The sequence below is a fragment of the Variovorax paradoxus genome (assembly GCF_022009635.1).
GTDB lineage: Bacteria > Pseudomonadota > Gammaproteobacteria > Burkholderiales > Burkholderiaceae_C > Variovorax.
Genome location: NZ_CP091716.1, coordinates 878,917 through 893,372 on the forward strand (window position 1 = coordinate 878,917; position 14,456 = coordinate 893,372).

Annotated in this window: 14 protein-coding genes and 2 pseudogenes; 10 read left to right on the forward strand and 6 right to left on the reverse strand. The window is 66.9% G+C overall.

Annotation, left to right across the window (positions count from 1 at the left end; all coding sequences use genetic code 11):
• Nucleotides 1-2 precede the first annotated feature (2 nt).
• From L3V85_RS04370 to L3V85_RS04395, 6 genes and pseudogenes are all read left to right on the forward strand, one after another.
• Nucleotides 3-629 (forward strand): annotated as a pseudogene (locus L3V85_RS04370) (CaiB/BaiF CoA transferase family protein); the annotation flags it as partial.
• Nucleotides 630-788: 159 nt separating this feature from the next.
• A complete protein-coding gene (locus L3V85_RS04375) occupies nt 789-2,516 on the forward strand; it encodes an IS1634 family transposase (protein ID WP_237674302.1) in 1,728 nt (575 codons plus the stop codon).
• Nucleotides 2,517-2,580: 64 nt separating this feature from the next.
• Nucleotides 2,581-3,198: pseudogene (locus L3V85_RS04380) on the forward strand (CaiB/BaiF CoA transferase family protein); the annotation flags it as partial.
• Nucleotides 3,199-3,265: 67 nt separating this feature from the next.
• Nucleotides 3,266-4,927 carry a S8 family peptidase gene (locus L3V85_RS04385; RefSeq protein ID WP_237678185.1) on the forward strand — a complete coding sequence of 554 codons (1,662 nt, stop codon included), beginning with the start codon at nt 3,266-3,268 and terminating at the stop codon, nt 4,925-4,927.
• A 5-nt stretch (nt 4,928-4,932) separates the two neighbouring features.
• The gene (locus tag L3V85_RS04390; protein WP_237678186.1) at nt 4,933-5,175 is read left to right on the forward strand and encodes a hypothetical protein; all 243 of its coding nucleotides are present in this window, start codon (nt 4,933-4,935) and stop codon (nt 5,173-5,175) included.
• Nucleotides 5,176-5,233: 58 nt separating this feature from the next.
• Entirely contained in the window at nt 5,234-6,148 is a 915-nt protein-coding gene (locus tag L3V85_RS04395) for a DNA/RNA non-specific endonuclease (protein WP_237678187.1), read from the forward strand.
• A gap of 11 nt (nt 6,149-6,159) precedes the next feature.
• Here the strand turns inward: L3V85_RS04395 and L3V85_RS04400 are convergent, their stop codons facing one another.
• From L3V85_RS04400 to L3V85_RS04425, 6 genes are all read right to left on the reverse strand, one after another.
• A complete protein-coding gene (locus L3V85_RS04400; protein ID WP_007835415.1) occupies nt 6,160-6,417 on the reverse strand; it encodes an acyl-CoA-binding protein in 258 nt (85 codons plus the stop codon).
• Between the two features lie 80 nt (nt 6,418-6,497).
• A complete protein-coding gene (locus L3V85_RS04405) occupies nt 6,498-7,340 on the reverse strand; it encodes a hypothetical protein (RefSeq protein WP_237678188.1) in 843 nt (280 codons plus the stop codon).
• A 6-nt stretch (nt 7,341-7,346) separates the two neighbouring features.
• Nucleotides 7,347-8,072: a TetR/AcrR family transcriptional regulator gene (locus tag L3V85_RS04410; RefSeq protein WP_237678189.1), complete on the reverse strand. Its 726-nt coding sequence runs from the start codon at nt 8,070-8,072 to the stop codon at nt 7,347-7,349.
• A gap of 140 nt (nt 8,073-8,212) precedes the next feature.
• Nucleotides 8,213-8,680, reverse strand: coding sequence for a phasin family protein (locus L3V85_RS04415; RefSeq protein WP_237678190.1), 468 nt, complete (start codon nt 8,678-8,680; stop codon nt 8,213-8,215).
• Between the two features lie 91 nt (nt 8,681-8,771).
• Complete coding sequence (locus tag L3V85_RS04420) at nt 8,772-9,221, reverse strand: acyl-CoA thioesterase (RefSeq protein ID WP_237678191.1); 450 nt, start codon at nt 9,219-9,221, stop codon at nt 8,772-8,774.
• A 60-nt stretch (nt 9,222-9,281) separates the two neighbouring features.
• Nucleotides 9,282-10,178: a LysR family transcriptional regulator gene (locus tag L3V85_RS04425; RefSeq protein ID WP_237678192.1), complete on the reverse strand. Its 897-nt coding sequence runs from the start codon at nt 10,176-10,178 to the stop codon at nt 9,282-9,284.
• A gap of 120 nt (nt 10,179-10,298) precedes the next feature.
• On the opposite strand from L3V85_RS04425, the gene gtdA reads away from it, so the two are divergent.
• From gtdA to L3V85_RS04445, 4 genes are all read left to right on the forward strand, one after another.
• Nucleotides 10,299-11,360: a gentisate 1,2-dioxygenase gene (gtdA, locus tag L3V85_RS04430; protein ID WP_237678193.1), complete on the forward strand. Its 1,062-nt coding sequence runs from the start codon at nt 10,299-10,301 to the stop codon at nt 11,358-11,360.
• Nucleotides 11,361-11,423: 63 nt separating this feature from the next.
• Nucleotides 11,424-12,128: a fumarylacetoacetate hydrolase family protein gene (locus L3V85_RS04435; RefSeq protein ID WP_237678194.1), complete on the forward strand. Its 705-nt coding sequence runs from the start codon at nt 11,424-11,426 to the stop codon at nt 12,126-12,128.
• A 30-nt stretch (nt 12,129-12,158) separates the two neighbouring features.
• A complete protein-coding gene (locus L3V85_RS04440) occupies nt 12,159-13,382 on the forward strand; it encodes a 3-hydroxybenzoate 6-monooxygenase (protein ID WP_237678195.1) in 1,224 nt (407 codons plus the stop codon).
• A gap of 53 nt (nt 13,383-13,435) precedes the next feature.
• Nucleotides 13,436-14,422: a Bug family tripartite tricarboxylate transporter substrate binding protein gene (locus L3V85_RS04445; RefSeq protein ID WP_237678196.1), complete on the forward strand. Its 987-nt coding sequence runs from the start codon at nt 13,436-13,438 to the stop codon at nt 14,420-14,422.
• The last annotated feature ends 34 nt before the right edge of the window (nt 14,423-14,456 follow it).

Sequence of the window (14,456 nt, forward strand, 5' to 3'; positions counted from 1 at the left end):
GCATGACGGCGACGACAGCCTCCTCTTCCCATGCCGCCGGCCCTCTGGCCGGCTTGAAGGTCATCGAACTCGGCCAGCTGATCGCGGGGCCCTTCGCGGCGCGCACGCTGGCCGACTTCGGCGCCGAAGTCATCAAGATCGAGCCGCCCGGCGCGGGCGACCCGCTGCGCAACTGGCGGCTGTTGAAGGACGGCACTTCGGTCTGGTGGCAGGTGCAGTCGCGCAACAAGCGCTCGCTGGCGCTGGACTTGCGCGAGCCCGAGGCGCAGGCCGTGGTGCGCAAGCTCGCGGCCGAGGCCGACGTGCTGATCGAGAACTTCCGCCCCGGCGCGATGGAAGGCTGGGGCCTGGGCCCCGACGAACTGCTGGCCGCCAACCCCGCGCTCGTCATGCTGCGCATCAGCGGCTACGGCCAGACCGGACCGTATCGCGACCGGCCCGGCTTCGGCGTGGTGGCCGAGGCCATGGGCGGCCTGCGCCATCTCACGGGCGAGCCGGGCCGCGTGCCGGTGCGCGTGGGCGTGTCCATCGGCGACACGCTGGCTTCGCTGCACGGCGTGATCGGCGTTCTGCTGGCCATGCAGCATCGGCACGCCACGGTGAGCGCCGAATATCCGAAGGGGCGCGGCCACCCGAGTTCGACACCAAACCGCCGTTTTCCGATGTTTTCGCGGACCGGTGCCATATGAATCAAGCACTTAGCTGAGGCGTTTTGATTTTTATGTAGTGGCAATGTTTTATTGCTGATGTGTTGGCAATTGCCCGTATTTTTTTGCTACACTTCTTCTATGTTCATCAAGCTCACCCGCTCAGGCGGCCACACCTACGCCCAGTTGGTGGAGTCCTTCCGAGACGAACACGGCAAACCCCGCCAGCGCACGCTGGCCACCATCGGGCGGGTGGACGAAACAGATGGACAAGTCGACTCACTGCTGGGCGGTCTGCTTCGCGCCAAGGGTCGCTCACTGAGTGAGACATCCGTTCCCCAGGTGCGTTTTGAATCCGCACTGGCCCTGGGCGATGTCTGGGCGCTGGATCAACTCTGGCACGAGTTGGGTTTCGATGGCTTGGCTGCTGTCTTTCGCCGCGCACGCTTTACCAACCCCATCGAGCATGCCCTGCGGGTGATGGTCTTTAACCGGCTGTGCGACCCCGACTCCAAGCTCGGGGTGCTGCGCTGGCTGCAAACCGTCAGCATGCCGGGTATCGATGCAGAGGCACTCACCCACCAGCAACTGCTGCGCAGCATGGATGCGCTCATGGACCACCAGGACGCGGTGGATGAATGCGTGGCGGGCCTTTTGCGCCCGCTGATTGATGAGGATCTGTCGGTGGTGTTCTACGACCTGACCACCATCCGCGCCCAAGGACTGAGCCAGCAAGAGGGTGACGTGCGCCGCTATGGGATGTCCAAGGAAGGCATGGTGGTGCGCCAATTCATGCTCGGCGTGGTGCAAACAGCCGACGGCATGCCTATCTATCACGAGGTGTTTGCGGGCAACACAGCCGAGGCACCGACGTTGGAGCCGACCTTGAAGAAGGTGATGGCGCGTTACCCGCACATCCGCCGCCTGGTGGTGGTGGCTGACCGTGGGCTGCTTTCGCTGGACAACATAGAGGCCTTGTCCGAGTTGCGCTTGTCGGGTGGGGCCAGCGGATCAACCGATCAAGCGCTGGAGTTCATCCTGGCAGTGCCGGGGCGGCGCTATGGCGAGTTCGCAGACATACTGGAGCCGATCAACGCCCGAGCCCGAGCCCGCGCATCAGAGCAAGAAACGACAGAAGAGACTATCGATGAGGCGCAATGGCAGGGTCTTCGTCTGGTGGCGGCCCATAACCCGCAGCAGGCGGCCGAGCAGACTGCCAGTCGTCAGGCGCGCATTGACCAATTGCGCCAGCGCGCCGACCAGCTGGTGGGCAAGCTCGATTCGCAAGATGCAGGCAAGGCACACCGGGGTAGAAAGCTGTCTGATGCGGGTGTGACGGCACGCTTCTTCCATGAGGTGAGCGAGGCGCACCTCAAGCGCATCATCAAGGTCGATTTGCATGCCGATCTGTTCACGTATGACATCGACCAGGCAGCTCTGGCCCGCGCCCAGGCGATGGATGGCAAGCTGCTGCTGGTGACCAACGTGGCGGACTTGACACCCAAAGAGGTGGTGCAGCGCTACAAGGCACTGGCAGACATCGAACGGGGATTTCGGGTGCTGAAGTCGGAGATCGAGATTGCGCCGGTGTTCCACCGCCTGCCCGAGCGCATCAAGGCGCATGCGAGCATTTGCATGCTGGCCCTGATCCTGTACCGCGTGATGCGCCAGCGCCTGAAGATGAGTGGCAGCGATTTGTCACCGGAGGCTGCCCTGGCGGACTTGCGGCGAATTCAGCGCCACCGTGTGAGCATCAACAATGCCGCGCCCATTGCGGGCGTCTCTTCCATCGTCCAACGCCAGACCGATGTGCTGGCCGCACTGAAGATCAAAAAACCCCAGCAAGACACCCAATTGAGCCTGCTGTAGTGGCAGCCGAGAGTCTTGGCCCATACAAATCAAGCACTTAGCGCGGTTGGTGTCGAACTCGGGCGGCCAGGTGATCGACGTGGCGCTCTACGAGGCCGTCTTCAACTGCATGGAAAGCCTGCTGCCAGAGTACGACGCCTTCGGCGCGGTGCGCGAGGCCGCCGGCAGCGCGCTGCCGGGCATCGCGCCGACCAACGCCTACCGCTGCGCGGACGGCGGCTACGCCATCGTCGCGGGCAACGGCGACAGCATCTTCCGCAGGCTCATGGAATGCATCGGCCGGCCCGACCTGGCCGCCGACCCGGCCCTGGCCGGCAACGCCGGGCGCGTGGCGCAGGTCGAGATGCTGGACGCCGCCATCGGCGACTGGGCCGCGAAGCACACGGTCGACGAGGTGCTGGCCGCGCTCGACGCGTCGCACGTGCCGGCGGGGCGCATCTACACCATCGCCGATATCGCGGCCGACCCCCACTACGCGGCGCGCGGCATGCTGCGGCAGGTGCGAATGAGCGACGGCAGCGCGCTGGCCGTGCCGGGCTTCGTGCCCAAGCTCTCGCTCACGCCGGCCAGCCACCGGCACAACGCGCCCGCGCTGGGCGCGGACACCGACGCGGTGCTGAAGGAAATCGGGCTGAGCGAGGAGCAGATCGCCGCGCTGCATGCGCGCGGAATCGTGGGGTAGCTCGGGAGGCCGATTCATCGAACTGAAGCCACCTTGTGCGATAAAACGGCAACAAGGGGGAGAGTCCATGGCTACAGCAGCAAACGAGCGACGGGAAGCGCCGAGGCGCGGCAGCAACCTTCCACGCGAAGCCGGGCGCACCCCCGGCTCCACCTACCAGTCCGCAAAAAGCGAGCTGTCCAAGTCGGACGGCGAGAAGCTGGAGCGCCTGCTGCAGCAACTGCGCCTGCGTCGCATGGCGGTGGAGCCCAAGTTCTCGGACGACGTCATCGTGTGGCCCTCCAGGAGCGCCGTGGCCGGTGGTGCCGAGCTGGCGACGCTGAATGCCATCAATCTGGGCAACGCCGCGGAGGCGCTGGGCCCGCGAGTGCAGGGCCGTGGCGTTCCGCGGATGAGGCTCCTCAAGCAGATCGACGACGTTTCGGTGATGAGGGCCAACTCGTCGGCCCTGCTGGCGATGCGCCGGAATACGCCGGGGCTGCGGGTCGCGCCTGCCGCATGGGCCTATCTGCAATACATCCGCCCGCTGGGTGACGAACTGGAGGCCACCGCGATCCAGGTGGCGCCGGGTGCCAAGGTCAGACGCTTCGAGCTGCTTCTTTCCGACCCACAGGGCAGGCCGGTGCCGGGAGTGCGCGTCAAGGCGCTCGTGGATTGGGATGGCGCGCACGTGCCCGCCGTGACCGACAGCCAAGGCATCGCGAGCATTGGAATTCCCGTCCTCTACCCACGGGTGGAAATGATCCTGGTCGAGCCAGAACACACGCACTGGTCGGTTTTCGTCAAGGGGTTCGACCGGATCGCGGCACCCAAGCGATTGAATGTGCAGGCCCTTCCGCTCGTGCCCGACAGTTTCCAGCTGCTGGCGAACTACGCCCCCTACGACCCGCAAGCCGGAGCCGGCGTGACCGTCGGGGTGATCGACAGCGGCGTCGGGCCGCATGCGGACATCGCCGTGGCGGACGGCGCCTGTTTCGTCACCGGCGAGAACGCCGCGGATTTTCTCGACAACGGCATCGGGCACGGGACGCACGTGGCCGGGATCATCGCGGGCAAGAAGGCGGCGGACACCGGCATCTACGGCCTGGCGCCGGCCTGCCGCCTGCTGGCCTACCGCGTCTGCGCGAAGACTGGCGAGCGTGGACGCGCCAAATCGACCGACATTGCCAGCGCGCTCGAACGCGCGATCAGCGACGGCTGCCACATCGTCAACATCAGCATGGGCAGCCTGGAGCCGATGCCCGAGATGCCGGACCTGCTGCAGAAGGCGCGCGATGCCGGTGTCGTGGTGTTCGCGGCCACCGGCAACGACGGCCAGCCCCTGCTGCGCTATCCGGCCCGATACAGCCATACCCTGGCTGTCGGCGCACTGGGGCATGACGGCACGTTTCCGGCGGATTGCCCCGAGAGCTTCCAGGAGAGCGAGATCCGCCACAAGAAGGAGTTCGTCGCCGAGTTCTCGAACTATGGCCTCTCGACCGATTTCATCGGCCCCGGCGTGGCCGTACTGTCGACCTTTCCGGGCGAAAAGTACGCAATGATGTCCGGCACGTCGATGGCCACGCCGTACTCGTCGGGCATGGCAGCCCGTCTGTTGTCAGGGAACTCGAAGCTGCTTAACATGCCCAAAGGCCCTGAAAGGGCCGACGCCATCATCGAAATGCTGTCGCAGGCAGCGCAAAAGGTGGGTTGGCCAGCCGAGTACGAAGGTTTTGGAGTTCTGAAGTGACAAGCGTGGTGTTGACCTACACAGGCAGTCCCGGCAAGAAATTGCTGGCGGAAGCGCGGCTGCGCCGCTGCGTGCCGGGTGTGGTGCTGACACCGAAGACCAGCACGCTGCTAGAAGCCCAGCTCGACGATGAGCAGCTCGCGGCACTCGCAAAGAACCCTGAGTGGGCCGTCTCCCAGCCCACCTTCGCGGAAATCCGCAAGCCTGTCTTCAACCTGAAAAACGCTCGCGCCAAGCTCGCGAAGTAGCCGCAAGGCACCCCCCGGCCGCTGGTGGCCGGGGCGTTTTTCAGGAGGGAGATTCTTCATGTCCGATGCAGACATCCAGGTCGTGAGCGATTCCTGGGCTGGAATCCAGCGCGTCGCCACAACGCCCAAACCCGCGGAATTCTTCAGAGGCCGGGAGGGCTACCTACCGGGCTTCTTCGGGGAAGCCAACCACGTGGACCTGCCGCTCATCAGCGATGCGATCTCCATGGACGACATCGCCAGGCTCGAGGACGGCTCCTTCGAGCTCAAGTACCAGCACTTCAGCACGGTGCAATGCATTTCCCGGCGCGTGCCGCTTTATTCCGCGTGCAACGTCGACGGCTCGAAGTCGAAGAACGTGCCGCGTCACGACACCTGGAACTACGACGGCCGCATCAAGAAGGAATACCAGATGCTGCGGGAGGCCTACGGCCCCGGGCAGGACAGGAAGTTTTCACGCGGCCACATGACGCGCAGGCAGGACCCGAACTGGGGCTCGCTGGCAACGGCGCAGAAGGCGAACGTCGACACCTTCTTCGCCACCAACGCCTGCCCCCAGTGGCAGCCGTTCAACGACGGGCTCTGGGGCGACCTCGAGGACTACATCCTCGGCAACGCCCAGGGCGACGACAAGCGCATCAGCGTCTTCACCGGCCCCATCCTCCGCTCGGACGATCCGGAGCGGTTCGGCATACGGATACCCAGGGATTTCTGGAAGGTCGTCGCCTTCATCAGCGAGACCACGGGCGAACTGAGCGCCATCGCCTACCTGATGAGCCAGGGCACCTATCTCGATTCCGGCGTGGCGCAGGACCTGGAAGACTTCGGCACTTCGCAGCGTCCGCTGGCGTTCATCGAGTCGGAGACCGGCCTTCGGTTCGAAAGCCTCGAAGGACGCGACGTGCTGGACGGCGCGGACCTCGCGTTCGTCCAGCCCATCCGGCGCTTCACCGACACGAAGCTGCCGGCTTGAACCGAGGGCGATCAGCCGCGCAGCGACTCGATCAGGTCGATGTACTTCTGCTTGGCTTCATCGGCGCTCGCGCCTTTCTGGGCGGTCCAGGCGTCCCACTTGGCGCGCGCGACGATGTCGCTGAAGCTCGGCTTCTTGGCGGTGTTGTCGCCTTCGGTGGCCTGCTTGAACAGGCCGTAGATCTTCAGCAGCGTCGGGTTGTCGGGGCGCTCGGCGAGCAGCTTGGAGTTGGCCTGGGCGGCTTCGAATTGGGCGTTGAGATCGGACATGGGCGTGGTCTGGTCGAAAAGCTGAAAACGCGCATCTTAAATCGCGTGGTACTTGCAAGTACCTTGGCAGGCAGGGGAAATCAGTCCCGCAGCCCCGCGCGCGCCAGTTCCACGTCCAGCCGCTCGCGGGCATCGGCCGGCTTCAACGCAGCCGCTTTCTCGAACCACTGCGTCGCCTCGCGCATGCGCGACTCGCCGTGCAGCATCAGCAGCGCGCGGGCGTATTCCATCATTCCGGCGGCCGAGTCGGGGTGAAGCTCCAGGCCGCGTTCGAACAGCTCGATCGAGGTTTCGGCCCGCACGCCGTAGGTCATGCGTCCGACCAGGGCACCCACCTTGTCGATCACCTCGGCGTGGAATGCCGCCAGCGCGACGTGCGCGTCGGCGTGCTTCGGCTGAAGCTCGATCACGTTCTCTAGCGCGCCCTTGAGCTTGCTGCCCAGCCCTTGCGCCAGCGCGCGCGCCACGCTGATGCCCTGGCTGTAGCGGCCAAGCGCATAGGCCTGCCAGTAAAGGGCCTGGCAGTTGCCGGGATCGGCCAGCGCCTGCGCGCCGGCGCGCTCGATCACCTGGCGGAACATGGTGAGCCGCACGGCCTCGCGCGGCTCCAGGTAGTTGGCATAGATGGCGGTGGCCTGGTTGGCCAGCACCATGCCCTCGGCGCCGTGCAGAAGGCCGACCGTTGCGGCGCGTTCGAATTCGCCGCTGTGGTACAGCGCCCAGCCCTCGGCCAGCGGCGTGCCCTCGGCGGGCGGCGGCATGTGGTCGTGGCCGGCGTGCAGGCGCGGCCAGTGCGACAGCACGCTGCGCGCGTCGTAGCGGGGCGTGTCGGCGTAGGGCAGGGGCGTCCACGGTTCCGCGGTGGCGGCGGCCGTGGTGCCGGCGGACATCAGCGAGAGCGGTTTGAAATCGGAGTGGGGCATGGTTGTCTAGGCCGCCATATCGACTGGGGACGTCACGTTGCCGGGTTTGCCTGGGGCGTTGCCGCCGGTGGCGGCATCTTCCGCGCCGTAGGCGTTGCTCAATGTCAGCAGATGCCGTCTTTGCTCGGCGCCGAGGTACGGCGCCAGCAGGTGCAGCGTGTGCTGGCCGCCGCGCATCAGCGCGCCCTGGGCATGCGCCGGCTCCAGCGCTTCGCGCGGGTTGCGCACGTACTCGTAGCTGAGCCAGTAGGTCAGCACCACCACCATGCTGTGCGCGAGGGTGCCGACCTCGCGCGCATCGATCTCCAGGTGGCCGGCGCGGCTCAGGCCGGCGATCAGCTGGCGGATGGCGCGGGCCTTGTTCTCCAGCACCAGCTGGAACTGGGTTTCCAGGTGGCGGTTCTTGCTCAGCAGGTCGTTGAGGTCGCGGTACAGGAAGCGGTAGCGCCAGATCAGCTCGAACAGGCTGTGCATGAAGAACCAGGCGTCCTCCACGTCGTGCACGCCTTCGCTCGCGTGCAGCAGCTCGTTGAGCTCGGCTTCGTAGCCTTCGTAGAGCTTGTTGATCAGCTCTTCCTTGGCCGGGTAGTGGTAGTACAGGTTGCCCGGACTGATGTTGAGCTCGCCCGCCACCAATGTGGTCGAGACGTTCGGCTCCCCGAAGCGGTTGAACAGGTCCAATGCGGCTTCGAGGATGCGTTGCGCTGTGCGGCGTGGCGCCTTCTTTGCCATGTCTCGGTGCCCCCGGTTGTCTCTTGAAGGCACTCTAGCGCATGTGCACCGCACCATGAATGGCGCGGGCCATGATTTGCGGGGCTGTTTTCTTGTGCGGTGCCGCAATATCGGCCGGCAGGTCGAGGCCCGCGCGAGGGTCAGCCGGCCTTGCTGCGGCGCAAGGTGGTCTTCTTGGCGGCGGGCGCCGCCGTCTTGCGGGCCGCAGCCTTGCGCGGAGCCGCGGCCGACTGCTTCTTCAGCTGGGCCTCGAGCGCATCGACGCGCGCCTGCAGCGCGGCCATGTCGGCGGCCGATGGAGCGCCGAGCTTCTCGAGCGCGCGCGCCACGCGCTCTTCGAAGATGTTCTCCAGCTTGCCCCACTGGCCGGCGGCCTTGGTGCCGAACTCGCTCGCGAAGCCGGCCATGCGCTGCTGGGCCTGGGCCAGCGTTTCCTCTGCGGCCTGCTGGGTCTTCTTCTGCATGCCGGCGCCGTCCTTGACCAGCGCCTCGAAGGCCTTGCTGCCTTCCTGCTGCATCTTGGCGAAGGCACCGAGCCCGGCCAGCCAGATCTGCTGGGCGGAGTCCTTGATGCGGTCGGCGGCTTTGTTGTCGTCCTGGGAGGCCATGCGAGGTGTTCCTTGAAAGGGGTCGAATCGATCGCAGGACTCTAGCCGCCCGCGGCCCCCGCAATTAGAGCTTTCCGTCTAGAGCGCGGCTTCAGGCTGTCGTGCCGGCGGCGCGGCTGGCGTCCAGGTGGGCCTTGGCGCGCTCGGCCAGCGCCATCTCGCCAGGGGTGCCGGGCACGAAGCTCTCGACCGGCAGCGGCCGCCCGTGCGAGTCGACCGACACGAAGACGATCAGGCATTCGGTGGTCTTCTCCATCACGCCGCCCTTCATGTCGCCGCTGCGCACCTCGACCGCGATGTTCATGCTTGTGTTGCCGGTGTAGGCAAGGCGGGCCTCCACCTCGACCAGGTCGCCGATCATGATCGGCCGGTGGAAGCGGATGCTGCCGATGAAGGCGGTGACGCAGTAGCGCTTGGCCCAGCTGGTCGCGCAGGCGTAGCCGGCCTCGTCGATCCACTTCATGACCGTGCCGCCGTGGACCTTGCCGCCGAAGTTGACGGTGTTCGGCTCGGCAAGAAAACGCAGGGTGATCGAAGACATGATTCGCCTTTTCTGAAGTGGCTGGGGTGGGGTTGTTCGATTATGCGAGCGCGTTTCGGTTCAGGCGCCGCTGAACAGCTGGGCCAGCGTGCGCCGCAGCCAGGCGTTGCCGGGGTCGGCGTGGAAGCGCTCGTGCCAGTGCTGCTTCACCGCGTAGTCGGGCAGGGCGAAGGGCGGCTCCAGCAGCTTCACCGGCTCCTGCGTGGCCAGCACCCTGCCCAGGATGCGCGGCACCACCACCAGCAGTTCGGTGTGCGCCACGATGCGCGCCACGCTCAGGAAGCTCGACAGCCGCACCACCACGTTGCGCTTGAGCCCCAGCCGCGCGAGCGTGGTGTCGACGATGGCATGCCCCGTACCGGACGTGGACACCACCGCGTGCGCCTCCGCCTCGAAACGCTTGCGCGTGAGCCGCGCGCCGATGCGCGGATGGTTCTGCGCCGCCAGGCACACGAAGTTCTGCATGAACAGCGTCTGCTGGTAGAAGCCCGCGTCCAGCTGCGGCATGAAGCCCACGGCCAGGTCGACCTCGCCGTCCTGCAGGCGGCGGCCGCTGAGGGTGGAGATGATCTCGGTCTCGATGTGCACCCCCGGCGCCGCGTGTCGCAGGTGGTCGAGCAGGCCGGGCAGCAGCACCACCTCGCTGATGTCGGTCATGCAGATGCGAAAGCGCCGCTGCGCCTGCGCGGGGTCGAAGCTGCTGCGGTTGCCCTGTGCCTGCGCCAGCTGCGCCAGCGCCTCGCGCAGGTTCGGGTAGATGCGCTCGGCATGCGGCGTGGGCTGCATGCCCTGGGCGGTGCGGGTGAACAGGCGGTCGTCGAAGTGCGCGCGCAGCTTGTTCAGCGCGGTGCTGGCGGCGGCCTGCGCCATGCCCAGCCGCTCGGCGGCCTTGGAGACGTTGCCGGTCTTGTAGACCTCGTCGAACACGGCGAGCCATTCGAGATCGAGCTTGGACATGGGTGTTTCTCTGGAGCGAAAGGCGCCATTATCGAAATTTCGAATTCCGTGTATTGGCTACCGGGCTTGAGGAAATAGTGGTGCGGCTCAACAATGCCCGGCCACGGAGACACCCACGCCATGAAACCCGTTCCCACCAACGCGGCCGAGCGCCGCGACTACTACGCCCGCATCGGCCCGCTGCACCTCACGCCGCTGTGGGAATCGCTGCACGCCCTCGTGCCGCGCGAACCGCAGACGCCCTGCGTGCCCGCGCTCTGGCGCTACGACGAGATCCGCCCGCTGCTGATGGAGTCGGCCGACCTCATCACCGCCGAAGAAGCCGTGCGCCGCGTGCTGGTGCTCGAGAACCCGGCGCTGCCCGGCAATTCGTCGATCACGCAGTCGCTCTATGCCGGCCTGCAGCTCATCATGCCGGGCGAGGTGGCGCCTTCGCACCGCCACGTGCAGTCGGCGCTGCGCTTCATCGTCGACGGCAAGGGCGCCTACACCACGGTGGGCGGCGAGCGCACCACCATGTACCCCGGCGACTTCATCATCACGCCATCTTGGGCCTGGCACGACCACGGCAACGAGGGCATCGGCGGCACGGTGGAGCCGGTGGTCTGGCTCGACGGCCTCGACATCCCGATGCTGCGCTTCTTCGACGCCGGCTTCGCCGAGAACGACGATTCCAAGGTCCAGCATGTGTCGCGCCCCGAGGGCAACAGCCTCGCGCGCTTCGGCCACAACATGGTGCCGGTGCGGCACGACCATGCATCGGCCACCTCGCCGATCTTCAACTACCCCTATGCGCGCAGCCGCGAAGCACTGGCCCTGTTGCAGAAGCAGGAAGCGCCCGACGCCTGGCTGGGCCACAAGCTGCGCTACGTCAACCCGCTGACAGGCGGCTCGCCGATGCCGACCATCTCGACCAACCTGCAGCTGCTGCCCAAGGGCTTCGCGGGCAAGACCCACCGCGCCACGGACGGCGCCGTCTACAGCGTGGTCGAAGGCCGCGGCACGGCCGAGATCGCCGGCCAGCGCTTCGCGTTCGGTCCGCGCGACACCTTCGTGGTGCCTTCGTGGGCGCCGTTGAAGCTGTCGTCGCCGAACGAAGACGCCGTGCTCTTCAGCTTCTCGGACCGCCCCGTGCAGCAGGCCATGGGCATCCTGCGCGAAGCCTTCCTTCAAGACGCCTGAAGCCCGGCGTCCGTTCCTTTTTTCTCTTTGATCGTGTGCCGCCCCGCGCGGCAGGAGCCCCCCATGTCTTTCGTTTTCACGCCTCCTTCCATCGTCGGCCTGCCCATCGCGGATTCCGACAAGCTGTTCCCGGTGCGCCGCGTCTACTGCGTCGGCCGCAACTACGCGGCCCATGCGCGCGAGATGGGCTTCGACCCCGACCGCGAACCGCCGTTCTTCTTCTGCAAGCCCAATGACGACGCCTCGGTGGTGCCCGTGGCCGAAGGCCAAACGGTCGGCATTCCGTACCCGCCGCTCACGAGCAACTATCACTACGAAGCCGAGCTGGTCGTGGCCATCGGCAAGGGCGGCAAGGACATCAAGGTCGAAGACGCCGCCAGCCACATCCACAGCTATGCCGTGGGCCTGGACATGACCCGCCGCGACCTGCAGATGAAGATGCGCGAGCAGGGCCGCCCGTGGGAAATCGGCAAGGCCTTCGACTTCTCCGCGCCCATCGCGCCGCTGCGCACGCTGGCCGACGTGGGCGAAATCAACGGCGGCGCCATCACGCTCGAAGTCGACGGCCAGGTGCGCCAGAGCAGCGACATCACGCACCTGATCTGGTCGGTGAACGAGGTCATCGCCAACCTGTCGACGCTCTTCGCGCTGCAGCCCGGCGACCTGATCTTCACCGGCACGCCCGAAGGCGTGGGCGCGGTGAAGGCCGGCCAGACCATCAAGGTGAGCATCGAGCGCCTGCCCTCGCTCACGGTCCGCATCGACTGAGCCTTTTTCCCGATCGCACAGGCCCGCGCCATGACCCTTTCGAAGAATCCCCCCTCCGTGCTGCTGGTCGGCGGCGGCATCGGCGGCATGGCCGCGGCGCTGGCACTGGCGCGCCTTGGCGTGTCCATCGACCTGCTGGAGCAGAGCGCCACCATCGGCGAGATCGGCGCCGGCCTGCAGCTCGGGCCCAATGCCTTCGCGGCGCTCGACGCGCTGGGCGTGGGCGAGGCGGTGCGCCGGGGCTCGGTGTTCACCGACCGGCTGGTGATGATGGACGCCGTCGACTGCGGCGAAGTGGCCTCGGTGCCGGTGGGCGAAGCCTTCCGCGCGCGCTTTCGCAATCCGTATGCGGTGAGCCATCGCGCCGACCTGCACGGCGCCATCCATGAAGCGGTGAAGCAGCATCCGCTGATCCGCTTCCACACCTCCGCGCAGGTCGAGTCGATCGACACCGGCGCCCAGAGCGTGACGGCCGTCACCACCGACGGCCGCCGCTTCAAGGCCGATGCCATCGTCGGCTGCGACGGCGTGAAGTCGGTGGTGCGCGCCAGGCTCATCGGCGACGCGCCGCGCGTGTCGGGCCACGTGGTCTACCGCGCGGTAGTGCCCGCCGCCGACATGCCGGCCGACCTGTGCTGGAACGCGCCGGTGGTCTGGGCCGGCCCCAACTGCCACCTGGTGCACTACCCGCTGCGCCACGGCGAGCAATACAACCTGGTCGTCACCTTCCACAGCCGCGAGCGGGAAGAGTGGGGCGTGACCGACGGCAGCAAGGAAGAAGTGCTGTCGTACTTCGAGGGCGTGCATGCGCGCCCGCGCCAGCTGCTCGACCGCCCGACCTCGTGGCGCCGCTGGAGCACCGCCGACCGCGACCCCGTGGAACGCTGGAGCGACGGCCCTGCCACGCTGCTGGGCGACGCGGCGCATCCCATGATGCAGTACCTCGCGCAGGGCGCCTGCATGGCGCTCGAAGACGCGGTGACGCTGGGCGAAGCCGTGAAGGCCTGCGATTTCGACATGGTCGCCGCGTTCAAGTTGTACGAAGCAGCGCGCGTTGCCCGCACGGCGCGCGTGGTGCTGTCGGTGCGCGAGATGGGCCGCATCTATCACGCCAAGGGCGTGGAGCGGCTGGTGCGCAACAGCCTCTGGACCGGCCGCACGCCCGAACGCTTCTACGATGCGGTCGAGTGGCTGTACGCATGGCGGCCCGAGCATTGCCTGGACGATGCGCCCCCGGCGCTTTCGCCGCGCTGAAACCTGTTCCCTTCATCATCACTATTCGAGGCCAAAGGCCCAGGAGACAAAGCATGAATTTCTCGCGCGCACTGCTGACCGGCGCCCTTGCCGTGACCGTCGCCACAGCCGCCACCGGCGCGCTGGCACAGGCCGGCGATTTTCCGAACAAGCCCGTGACGCTGGTCACGCCCTTCGCGGCCGGCAGCGGCCCCGACGCGGTGCTGCGCCTGGTGTCCGACAAGCTCGCGCGCCTGTGGGGCCAGCGCGTGCTGATCGACAACAAGCCTGGCGGCGGCGGCTTCATCGCCATCGACCAGGCACGCCGCGCCGCGCCCGACGGCTACACGCTGCTGCAGCTGGACAGCGAGCACATCGCCGCGCTGCCGCACCTGTACAAGTCGAAGAACTTCGTGACGCTGCAGCACTTCGACCCGGTGGCTTCGCTGTTTCGCACGCCCTTCTTCGTGGCCGTGGGCACCGACTCGAAGTGGAAGAACATGGGCGACCTGATCGCCGCCGCCAAGGCCGACCCGGATGCCATCGTCTATGGCTCGTGGGGCGTCGGCAGCCCGGGCCACCTGGGCGCGCAGCAGCTCGAAGCGCTCTCCGGCATCCGCATGCGCCACGCGCCGTACCGCGAGGTGTCGCAGCTTTATTCCAACGTGGGAACCGGCGAGGTGCCGTGGGCCTTCGCCAGCATTCCGTCGAGCCAGGGCATCTACAAGGCCGGCAAGCTGCGCTACCTGGCCGTGGCCGCGCCCCGCCGCATTCCGCAGATGCCCGACGTGCCGACCATGGCCGAGGCCGGCGGCCCGGCCTCGCTGGAAGTCAATTCCTTCGTGTCGCTGCTCGCGCCCAAGGGCGTGTCGGCGGCCGTGAAGGCGAAGATCAACGCCGACGTGGCCAAGGTCATCGCCGATCCAGAAATCCGTGCCCGCTTCGACACCTTCGCCTTCGAGCCGCTGGCCTGGTCGCCCGAGGAAATCGAGCGCAATGCCGAGGCCAAGTCGAAGGTGTACGGCGAGCTGGTGCGCAGGGGCAACATCAGCCTCGATTAGCAAGCCCGCGTCTTGCCCGGTGTTCCCCCAGGCA

Coding starts and splice junctions, on each gene's coding strand:
- L3V85_RS04375 (WP_237674302.1), top strand. CDS start 789: ATGTTCATCAAGCTCACCCGCTCAGGCGGCCACACCTACGCCCAGTTG.
- L3V85_RS04385 (WP_237678185.1), top strand. CDS start 3,266: ATGGCTACAGCAGCAAACGAGCGACGGGAAGCGCCGAGGCGCGGCAGC.
- L3V85_RS04395 (WP_237678187.1), top strand. CDS start 5,234: ATGTCCGATGCAGACATCCAGGTCGTGAGCGATTCCTGGGCTGGAATC.
- L3V85_RS04400 (WP_007835415.1), bottom strand. CDS start 6,417: ATGTCCGATCTCAACGCCCAATTCGAAGCCGCCCAGGCCAACTCCAAG.
- L3V85_RS04405 (WP_237678188.1), bottom strand. CDS start 7,340: ATGCCCCACTCCGATTTCAAACCGCTCTCGCTGATGTCCGCCGGCACC.
- L3V85_RS04410 (WP_237678189.1), bottom strand. CDS start 8,072: ATGGCAAAGAAGGCGCCACGCCGCACAGCGCAACGCATCCTCGAAGCC.
- L3V85_RS04415 (WP_237678190.1), bottom strand. CDS start 8,680: ATGGCCTCCCAGGACGACAACAAAGCCGCCGACCGCATCAAGGACTCC.
- L3V85_RS04420 (WP_237678191.1), bottom strand. CDS start 9,221: ATGTCTTCGATCACCCTGCGTTTTCTTGCCGAGCCGAACACCGTCAAC.
- L3V85_RS04425 (WP_237678192.1), bottom strand. CDS start 10,178: ATGTCCAAGCTCGATCTCGAATGGCTCGCCGTGTTCGACGAGGTCTAC.
- gtdA (WP_237678193.1), top strand. CDS start 10,299: ATGAAACCCGTTCCCACCAACGCGGCCGAGCGCCGCGACTACTACGCC.
- L3V85_RS04435 (WP_237678194.1), top strand. CDS start 11,424: ATGTCTTTCGTTTTCACGCCTCCTTCCATCGTCGGCCTGCCCATCGCG.
- L3V85_RS04440 (WP_237678195.1), top strand. CDS start 12,159: ATGACCCTTTCGAAGAATCCCCCCTCCGTGCTGCTGGTCGGCGGCGGC.
- L3V85_RS04445 (WP_237678196.1), top strand. CDS start 13,436: ATGAATTTCTCGCGCGCACTGCTGACCGGCGCCCTTGCCGTGACCGTC.